Origin of the sequence: Eubacterium sp. MSJ-13 (genome assembly GCF_018918235.1) — a bacterium.
GTDB lineage: Bacteria > Bacillota > Clostridia > Lachnospirales > Lachnospiraceae > Butyribacter.
In genome coordinates this window covers 1-12,017 of the sequence record NZ_JAHLQE010000049.1, presented here as the reverse complement: position 1 = coordinate 12,017, position 12,017 = coordinate 1, and the positions used below count along the sequence as shown (strand labels likewise).

General features: G+C 38.1%; 10 protein-coding genes. All 10 read right to left on the bottom strand.

Annotated features, from left to right (window positions below; all coding sequences use genetic code 11):
* Window positions 1-18: 18 nt before the first annotated feature.
* The gene (locus tag KQI69_RS03070; protein WP_216563818.1) at window positions 19-840 is read right to left on the bottom strand and encodes an ABC transporter ATP-binding protein; all 822 of its coding nucleotides are present in this window, start codon (window positions 838-840) and stop codon (window positions 19-21) included.
* Window positions 841-1,296: 456 nt separating this feature from the next.
* Complete coding sequence (locus tag KQI69_RS03065; RefSeq protein WP_216563817.1) at window positions 1,297-2,406, bottom strand: glycosyl hydrolase 53 family protein; 1,110 nt, start codon at window positions 2,404-2,406, stop codon at window positions 1,297-1,299.
* Window positions 2,407-2,498: 92 nt separating this feature from the next.
* Window positions 2,499-2,711, bottom strand: a complete 213-nt coding sequence (locus KQI69_RS03060) for a hypothetical protein (protein ID WP_216563816.1) — start codon at window positions 2,709-2,711, stop codon at window positions 2,499-2,501.
* Window positions 2,684-4,525 (bottom strand): hypothetical protein, encoded by a 1,842-nt coding sequence (locus tag KQI69_RS03055; RefSeq protein ID WP_216563815.1) that lies wholly within the window; start codon window positions 4,523-4,525, stop codon window positions 2,684-2,686. The genes KQI69_RS03060 and KQI69_RS03055 overlap by 28 nt, the downstream gene beginning before the upstream one ends.
* A 329-nt stretch (window positions 4,526-4,854) precedes the next feature.
* Window positions 4,855-5,922: a LacI family DNA-binding transcriptional regulator gene (locus KQI69_RS03050; RefSeq protein ID WP_216563814.1), complete on the bottom strand. Its 1,068-nt coding sequence runs from the start codon at window positions 5,920-5,922 to the stop codon at window positions 4,855-4,857.
* Between the two features lie 63 nt (window positions 5,923-5,985).
* A complete protein-coding gene (locus tag KQI69_RS03045; protein WP_216563813.1) occupies window positions 5,986-6,756 on the bottom strand; it encodes a TraX family protein in 771 nt (256 codons plus the stop codon).
* Window positions 6,757-7,085: 329 nt separating this feature from the next.
* A complete protein-coding gene (locus KQI69_RS03040; RefSeq protein ID WP_371818717.1) occupies window positions 7,086-7,940 on the bottom strand; it encodes a sugar ABC transporter permease in 855 nt (284 codons plus the stop codon).
* A 5-nt stretch (window positions 7,941-7,945) separates the two neighbouring features.
* On the bottom strand, window positions 7,946-9,406 hold the full coding sequence (locus tag KQI69_RS03035) for a carbohydrate ABC transporter permease (RefSeq protein WP_216563812.1): 1,461 nt from the start codon (window positions 9,404-9,406) through the stop codon (window positions 7,946-7,948).
* 87 nt (window positions 9,407-9,493) lie between these two features.
* Complete coding sequence (locus KQI69_RS03030; protein WP_253288976.1) at window positions 9,494-10,822, bottom strand: extracellular solute-binding protein; 1,329 nt, start codon at window positions 10,820-10,822, stop codon at window positions 9,494-9,496.
* A 165-nt stretch (window positions 10,823-10,987) separates the two neighbouring features.
* On the bottom strand, window positions 10,988-11,935 hold the full coding sequence (locus tag KQI69_RS03025; RefSeq protein ID WP_216563811.1) for an AraC family transcriptional regulator: 948 nt from the start codon (window positions 11,933-11,935) through the stop codon (window positions 10,988-10,990).
* Window positions 11,936-12,017 lie beyond the last annotated feature (82 nt).

Below are 12,017 nucleotides of genomic sequence, written 5' to 3'. Positions count from 1 at the left end.
ATACCTTGAGGTTCTTTTTTATTCAATTGGCACTTTTAATGAATTACAGGAATGCTCACTGTCCTTATATATATTTATCCTGAAATCATCATTTTCAATGCTTTCTTTTGAAAGCTCTTTTAAATATATATTAGAATCATCCGCTTTTTCATAGCTTTTTGTCGCTTTATTCTTATAATCTTTCTTTATCTGTCCGTCCTGTATCTCGATTATCCTATCGGCAAAAAATTTTGATATGCGTTTTTCGTGTGATACCACTATTACAAGACATTCCTTTGAAATACTTCTCAAAAGACTCATAGTGTTTATCGTGTTTTCTTCGTCGAGATTTCCCGTCGGCTCATCCGCCATTATAACATCCGTCTCTTTTGCAAGTGCTCTCGCAATGGCAAGTCTCTGTTTCTGACCGCTTGAAAGTTTGGAAGCCCTGCTTTTCTCTAAACCCTTAAGTCCGACTTTATCAAGATATTTAACCGCCTTTTTCTCTGCATCCTCCTCACTGACACCAAGTATAAGAAGCGCACTTACAATATTGTCAAGTACGGTATAGTGACCTATAAGATTATAATTCTGGAAAACGAAGCCTATCTTATTTCTGCGGTACTCCTCCCAATCATCATCGTCATATTGGAATGTAGGTTCTCCATCCACATACATCTCACCCTCATCATATGTATCAATACCGCTTATAACATTTAAAAGCGTTGTCTTTCCACTGCCGCTCTCCCCGGTGATTGCAACAAACTCGCCTTTTGAAAATTCAAGGTTTACATTCCTTAATGCCTGTGTGACCGATGACTCAGAATAATAGTATTTGTATATATTCTCTAATCTTATCATTTTACTCCTCCCCTTTTTACGCTTGCTCAATATTCCTTGTATTTAATTTTCCTAATTTTCTATACTCATTAATATTTATAACGATATATAATCCAACCATGACGCAATATGTAACCACAATTTGTCAACAATCAATACAAAAAACATATTTTTTCATTTAACCGATAAATTTCTTAAAAATCAAAAGAATGATAATACGATATATAAAAAATATTTGACTTCTAAAACTATCATAACATATTTTAAAACCATAAAAAGCCATGACAATTAGCCTGCTTTTACTGCAAAAAAACAAAAAAGCTGCGCAAAAACAAATCATTTTGCACAGCTTGCTATCTAGTACTAGTATATGTATCATTGACACTTCGGCAAATGCCTGAAATACGCTAATCACCTGTCTGATAACTCTTTCTTGACTTCGCCTCTGCCCGGCCTTTTTCCACATGACTCTTTATTTCATTTATCTCTTTTAAAATCTCTAATAGTCTCCAATGCTGGTAACACATTTCCATCATAATCAAATAAAGCCTGATTTGCCCACTCATTTCCACCCGGTCCATTTTCTCCGGTGTATTCGAGTGCTGCATCTGTTGCCCATCCACATCCCGGAACAGGTATCCAGCCCGGCTCCCAATAATAAAATCCTAGTCCTCCGGGTACTGATGATATGCGCTCCATTATATCCTGCATAAAATCGCTCTGTCCTTTTTTTGTCATAGGATACTCAAGATTTTCTACAAGTTCAGGCTTAGTTGCCATTCCCTTACGCTCGTGTGGCTCAAGTCTTTCATAATCCGCATAATCGTCCATTGTAAATCCCATGGAAACTTCCGCTACAACAAGTTCTTTATGATATCTCTGAGCCATATCGCGCATGTTGTACTCAAGTTCGTTTAATGTTCCATGCCAGAATGGATAATAAGAGAATCCTATTATCTGAAAGTCCTCTCCGCGTTTAATGTAATTGTCGAACCACTCCCGGTACATATCATTTTTTCCGCCGTTATCCAGATGTATCATTATCGGCACTTTTGTATCTATCTCTCTGACAGCTCTTATTCCTGCACTTATGTATCTGGCGATATTATCAAATTCAGGTTTTTGACCACTCGGCCATAACAGACCATTTGTAAGCTCGTTTCCAACCTGTATCATAGTCGGCGAAACACCTTCCCTGACAAATGTTTCCAATGTTTCTTTTGTGTAATCAAATACCGCCTTCTCAAGTTCTTCTTCCGTATATCCCTTCCATGCCTTAGGTACAGTCTGTTTTCCCGGATCAGCCCAGAAATCACTATAATGATAGTCAAGAAGAAATCCCATACCAAGTTTTTTGGCACGCTTTGCCATAATGATTGTTTTTTCCAGATCATTTGTACCTGCTCCATAAGGATTTCCATCACTGTCATACGGGTCATTCCACAGGCGCAGGCGAACAGAATTGACGCCGTATCTCTTCAAGATTTCAAGCATATCACCCTGTTGACCATTATCAAAATATTTAGCTCCACATTCTTCCTGTTCCAAGAGTGTAGAAATATCCATTCCCTTAATAAAATCTGCCATTTTTCCTCCCAAATATAAAGTGCAAGCCGGCTGTTCTAACATAATGTTTGAAAAACCGGCTCATTATTTACTTTGCCATTTTCTAAAGCATTTTAATCAAAGTCTGTGATACGCTCTAACATCTTGCGATAGCGGAAACGCACCATCTCATTTTTTGCAAGAACATCCTCCTCACTGCCTGTATACTGGCAGCGGATGCAGTAATATTCCTTTTTATCTTTATCATAAAACATATCGATATCCAAATCACGCATGAAGCATGAAGGACATCTGAAATTTAATTTGCCTTTTCCAGATTGAGCCATGTTGCAAATACCTCCTTATCACTGATCTTTTTCTGATATCCAAGTGTAAACATAGGTGAGAATGCGTATCCCTCACGAATATATCCCTCTGCGCCTTCTGCATCCGTAGTCAATGAAACTTTTGTCTCGATAGCAGGAATAACTGCTGATGCACTCTCTGCTCCTGCAAGAGAATCCTCACGACACTTATATGCGTAATCTATCGTCTTTTTCTCATCACCCTTTTCGAGTGCAAGTGTGATTCCTGTCATGTCCTCAGGGTACTCTGTAGTTCCATAACATGCTACCATATATTCATTTATGGTTACATCTGCATCAGGATTGCTCATCTCAAGGATATTTCTCTCGATCTTAATATTTGAAGCACCCTCCTCGAAATAGATTTTTGTCTGAAGTTTAACTGTAAGATCATAAAATTCTATATCGACAGGATCAAGTGTAAGTATTCTTGTCTTTCCTTCCTGAGAGAATGATGCATGTGTACGGCAAAGGCAAAGGTCTACTTCCTCACCATTGTAACATACTTTTGCACTTCTGACAGTTCCCTCGCCAGCATAATGTGTGAAATATCCTGCACGATATTTTTCCTGAATAAGGAATGGATAAGAAGCATCCTGTACATGCTTTGTGCCGATACCAACTTCCCAGCGGAGTTTTGCTGCATATGGTCTTAAGTCAACTATAGCACCACCCTGATCCATGTTTACACATGCTCTCATATAAGGATCAGCGTACCAGAATAACTGCTTGTTTGAACCATATAATATATCTTTCCAAAGAGCACACTCAGGTTCAGTATAAGTCTTGTTCGCACGATAGAAATCAGCGAACTCAGCCATTGTCATATCTACAAGCTTGCCCTCTTTTTTGAGTTTGCCATAATATGCCATACCGTCCTCATAAGATTTTGCAAGGAGTTCATATGGAGCTTCCCAGCGTCCCATCTTGTTGAGCCAGCCCGGTCCTACGAACATCATGTTGTAAGAATAGCCATTATTGTACTTTTCTAAATGACGATACTGGTCGATAAGATTGTATAAATAAGGATATTCCCATGTCTTGCTGTCATATATCATTCCACGAAGTACATTCTGAGGATGTGTTCCAAAGTTTGAACCATTTCCGTCATAACATGCGATAAGGTCTCTTGATAAATGAGGAATAGCTACGATTCCGCTGTCCTCCTGTTCATTTGCAGCAGGTGCATGCGTATTCTGCTTAGATGGTATCCATGGATTCCATGGGCCGCCGTCAAATAATGTGTACCATGAATTATTACATGTATGATATGCCTTTGGTCCTTCCTCCCAGCATGTTGCAACTGCACATTTTACCATAGGATATTTTTCTTTTATGTAGTTTGTCAGATCTGCATCCATATAGTAAGAACCTGTAGATTCAGGATAAAAACCAAATCTCTCATGGAATTTTCCGAATACATCATCTACGATACTCTTTTTATCCTCCATCGAGAACATCCATATACAGAAATCTTTTGTCTTGTACTTCTCACGAAACTCTGTACAAGGAAGTCCGAGTAATGACAATGCAATCTCATCACCATACTTTTCATGATGCTCTTTTGCAATCTCAACCGCCTCATCATTAAACAGACTTGCATATGTCATCTGAATAGTTGTCTTAAGTCCGTTCTTATGTGCAGTCTCCTGCTGAAATTTAAAGATATCCAGAGATTCTGTAAGAAGTGCCTTTCTTCCTATATCTTCTGTTTTTCCCTGTCCGGTCACCTTCTCTGCATACTCAGGAACCATCTCAGGACGGTGGATAATATTTACAACAAATGTATTTTCCATCTCATTCTCCTTTCTTTCGCTGTTGTCAAAATATACACAGCATTTACGATTATCTTGTACAGCCTAATCCACATTTTATATATTGTGCAATCGGTTGTTCTTTAGATAAAGTATAGCCCACAGACCATTCGTTGTCAATGTACTATTTTATCATTTTTATTTTTATTTTTTTGTGCAATTTTGACAAATATCTATTTATTATTTTCTTAAAGATAGTGTCTGCAATAAAATATCCAAACATTATCTTTAGAATTTTATCGTTTATTGAACAATCGGTTGTTCAGTTATAAAATAAAGCCTAAATTTATTTTTCTTTGTTCTATCATGTTTTACTTTGTTGAACCTCTCAATACCACATCATATCCCAGAAGAACTTTCTTCTGCACTCTCTTTCCTGCTATGTAATCAAACAATGTCGTACATGCAACCATGCCAAGCTCTTTAGGGTCATAACACAGTGATGTGATGGCAGGCTTGTAATTATCAAGCATGATGCTGTCATAAAATGATGCGACTTTTATCTGCTCAGGTATGCTTATTCCATCACGGTTCAATTTGTTTAACACCGCTGTACACACTCTGTCATCAGTACAGATGATACATTCTGCTTTTTCACAAAGACATTGCTCTAGAGCATGTTCCACCATGCTGTCCGTTTCACAGTCCATATATATCATGCCTGCATCACTGCCAAGTTCCTGTTCTGCAAGTGCCATTTCAAAGCCTTTACGCCTTGTCTGGTTTACTACATGCTCCATAGAACCGCCGATAAGTGCAAGTTTTTTAATGCCTTTCATTATAATAATCGATGTAAGTTCCTTACATGCCTCCATATGGTCATTATCTATCTGGATAACATCCTCGTCATTTGAACTTCCGATAACAACAAACGGCATATCACTCTTTTTAAGAAAAGACACACTCTCATCTTCCACAAGTGTTCTTCCTAATATAATCCCATCTACTTTTCGGTTTTTCACGACACTTTTTAATTTGGATATATCATGGTCAAATACCATCGACAGCAATATATCATAGTCATATGCTGCTGCCACTTCACTGATACCGAGCATACATCTTTGAAAAAACGGTAACTCTGTGACATTTGAATCTCCCGGCATTACCCAGCCAATATTGTAAGTTTTTGATTTTGCCAATCCTTTTGCCACAACATTAGGACGGTAATGATTTTCTTTAATATATTCAAGTACCCGCTGTCTTGTGGCCTCGCCTATCCTGCCCTTTCCCGATATAGCACGCGATACGGTCGTTTTAGATACCCCAAGTGCTTCCGCAACATCACCTATTGTAATCTTATTCTGTTCACGCTGAAACTGTACTGTTGTATTTTCAGCAGATATTTTTCCTGCCTGCTCTCCTTTTTTTTCCTGTGCCATCATTCACGCTCCTTTTATATTCTACGTTGACATTGTAGAGGAGCATTGCTCAAATTGCAAGTTTTATAGGAATATTTTTACGATACCCCAAAGTATCAGTAAATGTAACGGATAAAAGATATAATATGCATATTTTGGAATTATATTTTTGCGTTCTTCTGTATAGCACCATATTCCATAAAATGATAACGGTCCTGTTACATATAAAAGACTTACCATCATTCCCAAAAATGTCTTTAACGCGTTTTTTGAATAAAAGAGATAAAATACTGCAACGAGTAATACCATACAAAGTCCAAATTGTGCTTTGAGCAATGTTACCCATACTACTGCACACAATACTATCGTCAATTTCGCTATCGTGTAAATTATTCCTTTTCTTTCTTTAAGCATGCCAAGAAAATACAACATCAAAAGACATATGCTCATTGTTATGAGTGCGTTCTGGCTTGACCAGTCTATTATCTTATGACTTGTCGCAAGGTCATACGGTATCTCACTGATTACTGCAAATGCTGCTATTGATATGAGATATCTGCTATAACTTGATGTTTTTAAGAATCCCTCTACGAGCAGAAATGCAAATATAGGGACTGCCAGTCCGCCTATAAGCTGCATAACTGAGCCTACGCCTGCTGCGGTCATAAGTTTTGAGTCTTTTGCCATGGCTTCTGAAAGCTGGGCTTGTGTGTAACCGTCAAGTCCTATCACTCCTTTTTCTATGATGACGATTCCTATATTCTGAATCAGCATTATGATGACTGCAAATATTTTCAAACCGTCTGCCGTAACATTTGGCGTTCTCCAAGGTCCGCGTATCCCTTTCCTGTCCATCTGCCTTTTCTCCTCTCACTTAATTTTAGCCTCGCAAAACAGTTTATCACAAAAACCGCTCGCAAAACAGCTTTATCTTATAGAGTAAATCCTTTTATTTTAGCTGAAATCAACAGTTCATCACACTAGCTGCTATCGCAGCATATCATAATGTGCTTGTATCCCTCCTGATACAACCAAGTCCCCAATCCCCACTTATTGTTCTACACAATAGAAGTGGTGCTACTTCCCTGATAGTGTTAAAAAATTTAAGTTTAAAAAATTTGCGACTTGAAAATAATTTTTCAAGCCGCAATCTTATTTTTATAATTTGATAAACAAAACAAATATCAACCTTTTACAGCTCCGCCTGTAACGCCTTCTACATAGAATTTCTGCATTATCATAAACAATATTGAAATAGGAATTGATACAAGAACGCCTCCTGCACAGAACTGTGTGAAGTATTCATTGATAAGCATCTTATCAAGCATCTTGTAAAGTCCTATAGCTACTGTATACTTAGATGATACCCCTGAATTTAATATCATCTTTGCATATACGAAATCCATCCACGGTACAAGGAAACTACTGATAACCGTATACACTATGATAGGGCGGCTCATCGGAACTACGATCTGGAAAAAAATCCTCGCTTCGCTGCATCCGTCAATTCGTGCTGCCTCGCAGAGTGCTCTCGGTATCGTATCAAAGAAACCTTTTGCTATCAGATAACCAAGACCTGATGATGCGGAATACACCATGATAAGTCCTGCATAACTGTTTGTGAGGTTAAATGTCTTTAATACGAAATATACGGCTATCATTGCCAGCATACCCGGAAACAGATTTAAGATAACTGCTATGTTCATCAATGGCTTTCTCATAGGAAAACGCATGATAGATGTTGCATATGCTACCATAAGTACAAATAATGTTGATATCACACACGTTGCACAAGCGACAACAAATGTGTTGATAAACCACTGAGGGAACTGTGATACTGTATCCGGATGGAACAGTTTAACATAGTGTATGGCACTCCACTTTTTCGGAAAAAATGTGCTTGTATTCATTCCCGAATATTCACTAAATGAAGTACAAAACAGCCATACGATCGGAATAAGCCATATGATAGCTAAAACTCCAAGTAATGCATTATGTAATATAATTCGCGACAAACGCGCGTCTTTCATCTTTTTTATCTTCATTATTGATATGTTCCCTCCTTATCTCCTTTAATCATGAAATTAAAAGCTATTAAAGTAAATACTGAACAAATAATAAAGACTACGATACCAATTACTGATGCCATCTTGTAATTGTAATAATCCTGTGTCAGTCTGAACAGCCATGTAACAAGCAGGTCAACCTCCTGTGCCTGTGAGTTTGCAAGTGACTGATTTGTTGTTGTATAAACATCCTGTGTCAACAGATAAATAACATTAAAGTTATTTATATTTTTTACGAAATCTGTAACAAGTGCTGGTCCTGTGATGAACAACATATATGGCATTGTTATCTTTCTGAATATCTGGAACGGTTTTGCTCCGTCAACTCTCGCACTTTCAAGCTGGTCTTCCGGAATGTTCATCAATACACCGGTAGCGATAAGCATCTGATAAGGAACACCTACCCAGATATTTATAAGGATTATCATAACATGTGCCCAGCCCGGAGCAGATAAGAACGGGATATATGTCGTAGATATCAGACCCACACTTTTCAAAAATCCCGTCAGTCCTATATTGGAACATATCGTATTTACAATTCCACTGTCTGCAAAGAAGTTTCTTACAAGAAGCAGTGATACGAACTGTGGAACAGCGATAGTTACAACAAATAATGTACGCCAGAGTTTTGGTAACCTTGTCTTTTTGCTGTTAAGCAGCAATGCTAAAAGTATTCCTCCGATATATGTTGTTATCGTAGCAAAGAACGCCCACACAAGTGTCCATCCCAAAACACGTACAAATGAGTAACCAAATGTCGATGTAAGTCCGCCGCCACCAAACAATGATGCAAAGTTCTTAAAACCAACCCATGTGAAAAGCTGTGAAGGTGGCATGTGGCTCTGGTCATAATTTGTAAATGCTACAAATGCAAGCAACAGAATAGGGATAAGCGTAAATACTACAATACCAAGTACAGGAAGTGTTAAAAGAGTAATATGGAATTTTTCTTCGATATATGATCTTAAATCTTCCTTAAAGGTATTTATATGCTTGCCTTCTGCTTCCATTATCTGAAGTTTATAAACACTCATCATGTTTTTCATCCAGACAATTATCGCTGCAAACCATACAACAAAACTGAATATTGAAAAAAGTAATATCTTAAATGAATGATCATAATCATTCCATTCACTTTTCATCGTATTAGGATTAAAAACTTTTTCTGCCTTTACTGTTCCTAATGTCCTGAATTTTGGTACATAATCCATTGCAAAATTGACAGTGAACAGAATAATCGCTGCTTCTAACACAGTCATTATCGCTGCCTTTATGTACTGCTTGCGTTTGACATACCCTGCGCCCCACCACACCAGTGATAATTTTACAAATAGATCGCCTTTGACAACTGCCGTTCCAAAACCAGAGAAAAATCCACCAATAGCTTTGAAGAATCCACTAATCGCTGACACGGCACTACCTTTTGACTGATTAGCCATAACTTTTTCTCCTTTATAAAACAGGCAGACATACATACAAGGATATATGCCTGCCAAAACTCTAAACCATACTGCTATCTGCTATCTTTAATCTAATGATGCCGTAACACCTGATACAAGATTATCCAATGCTTTCTGAATGGCTTTGTCATCTGTTGCTGAAAGTTTATGTTTAGCTATCATCTCACCAAATGTCTTTGTAGGGTCCCAGTATTTTCCACCAACACTCTGAATAACACCTATATCTCCTTCTGATGTAGCTGCAAGAACTGCTTTGTTTGATTTAAGAGCATCGCTCTCAAGTGATTTCTTGTTTGTAGGAGGTGTCTCAACCTGGTCAAAGTGTGCTGTCTGAGACTCCTCATTTGAAATGTACTCAGCAAGAAGTGTAGCCCATCCTAAGTTCTTTGAATATGCATTTACAGCTTCCATCTTATATCCGTATGCCGGCTTCATCTGAATCTGTTTGCCGTTAAGAGTGTATGTAGGAAGTTTGATGGCTGCATAATTCTTTCCCCACACCTTCTGGGCATTCTGGCTGTCCCAAGTTCCTGAGATAACTGCACAGTAATCTCCTGTTGGAATAGAATCGGAAATCTTACCATCTGCGATAGGTTTGAATGACGGATTAGATGTAATGTCAAGCATAGCTTTTACCACATCTGTTCCTTTAATGCCATCAGCACTTGTACCGTTCCAGTCCATTGTAGTAGTTCCATCTTCATTAAGACCTGTGGTAAATCCTGCTCCATAGAAGAATGATGCATTGTACCAGCCTGAATTAAGTGTCATACCTACCTTCTTGCCTGCCTTCTTAGCATCTGCAAGAATCGTATCCCATTTTGCTGCATCCTTTTCTGAGATAACTGATTTATCATAGTAAAGGAAATATGTATTTGCTCCTGAAGTTGGGAATGCATACATCTTTCCATCAATTGATGATGCCTCGATAGAATCATCAACATTTGCACTCTTGATATCATCAATCGTCTTGTTTGCTTTAGAATAGATACTGCTGAGTTCGTCGCTGTCTACATTTGCCAAAGCACCTGCTCTTACAAGGTCAGCAAGCTGGTCGCTTGCGAATGAATAAACATCTGCTGCTGCCTCGATATCCTTTAAAACAGTATCTTTTGCAGTTGACTCTGATTCAACACCGATCTCAATATCAAATTTCTGATCAGAATATGCATTCTTAAAATTTTCTACAACTCCCTTCAAGAAATCCTGATCACCTTCTGCGCCCCAGACAGTAAGTTTTATAGGGCCACTTGATTCACTGCCTGAATCACTGCTCGCATCACTTGATGCATTTTTGCTGTTCGCACTCTTGTCATCTGATGAACTTCCACATCCTGTCATCATAGTCGTTACCATTGTTGCACAAAGCAACACGCTCAAAATCTTTTTTCTCATGAATTTTCCTCCTTTTATTACTTCATAACATGCACCATTCGTCAATTTGTACATATTTAAGTATTTTTTATCGCTTTCGATGTACATATTATACTATTTCACTCAAACATATAGTTTGCATTTTCAACCATATACTGTGCACTTTCAACCATCGTTTGTGCAATATTACCACCCTTCCTCTGAACGCACCTGTGCTTTTAGTATTTGTTGCTCAAAGTTCTCAGGTTTCTTTCTCCATTCATATGGAGAACATCCCATAACCTGCTTAAAATTACGGTTAAAAGTAGACAATACGCCGAAACCACATTTGTATGCGATATCAGATACCATCTCATCTGTTTTTTTGAGCATCTCACACGCATTTTGAATCCTCACGAGATTTATATATTCCAATGGTCCGATGCTCATATAATTAGAAAACAATCTCCTGAAATGAGTTTCACTTATATGACATTGTGCAGCCAGATTTTCAATGCGTATCGGTTCCATATAATGATCACTGATATAGCTTATTGCATCAGATATAAACATACTCGTTTTCTCAACTTTATTCTCATGCATACCACGCTGTACCGCATGAACATTTGCCCTCGCAACCCTCACCAGAAACTCATTAATTAACGCTTTTGCTTCCTCAATATAGTACTCATCCGCCCTTCGCACTACATCAAATATATGAAGTATTCGCTCTGCCATATCAGGATATTCCCTTGCATCGCAGAACATTGCCTTAGCATTGATACGCAATATCATCTGCTCAATGCTTTTTTTATTTATCCCCGCCGGATACATACAGTTTAATATCTCATCAACATCCACAAAAAGATATTCCCATCTGCTTACCGTACCGTCTGAGCTTGTCGTTGTATGAGGACAATTCTTTGGAATTATGGAAAACTGTCCGCCTCTGTACGAATAATCTTTTTCTCCTATAGACAAAGTTCCCTCCCCCTCATAACAATATCCTATTTCCATACAATTGTGAAAGTGAAGATAGTCAATACCATGTCCATAAGAACGCACCCACTTTTCACCGAGCAGAGCAAGAAATGAAATCCCCGCCGGCATCTTGTAATACCTGAATTCAATCTTTTTCTTCTTTTTGGCTGCCATAATTTTTATCCCCCTATAGAATATACAAAGTCAAGCGGATATTCGCAATCCGCTTTGCTACTTGCTCATAACACTATTAGCT

What these genes read in the sequence shown, in the direction of transcription:
- KQI69_RS03070 (WP_216563818.1), bottom strand. Translation starts at nt 840, where the DNA reads ATGATAAGATTAGAGAATATATACAAATACTATTATTCTGAGTCATCG.
- KQI69_RS03065 (WP_216563817.1), bottom strand. Translation starts at nt 2,406, where the DNA reads ATGGCAGATTTTATTAAGGGAATGGATATTTCTACACTCTTGGAACAG.
- KQI69_RS03060 (WP_216563816.1), bottom strand. Translation starts at nt 2,711, where the DNA reads ATGGCTCAATCTGGAAAAGGCAAATTAAATTTCAGATGTCCTTCATGC.
- KQI69_RS03055 (WP_216563815.1), bottom strand. Translation starts at nt 4,525, where the DNA reads ATGGAAAATACATTTGTTGTAAATATTATCCACCGTCCTGAGATGGTT.
- KQI69_RS03050 (WP_216563814.1), bottom strand. Translation starts at nt 5,922, where the DNA reads ATGGCACAGGAAAAAAAAGGAGAGCAGGCAGGAAAAATATCTGCTGAA.
- KQI69_RS03045 (WP_216563813.1), bottom strand. Translation starts at nt 6,756, where the DNA reads ATGGACAGGAAAGGGATACGCGGACCTTGGAGAACGCCAAATGTTACG.
- KQI69_RS03035 (WP_216563812.1), bottom strand. Translation starts at nt 9,406, where the DNA reads ATGGCTAATCAGTCAAAAGGTAGTGCCGTGTCAGCGATTAGTGGATTC.
- KQI69_RS03030 (WP_253288976.1), bottom strand. Translation starts at nt 10,822, where the DNA reads ATGAGAAAAAAGATTTTGAGCGTGTTGCTTTGTGCAACAATGGTAACG.
- KQI69_RS03025 (WP_216563811.1), bottom strand. Translation starts at nt 11,935, where the DNA reads ATGGCAGCCAAAAAGAAGAAAAAGATTGAATTCAGGTATTACAAGATG.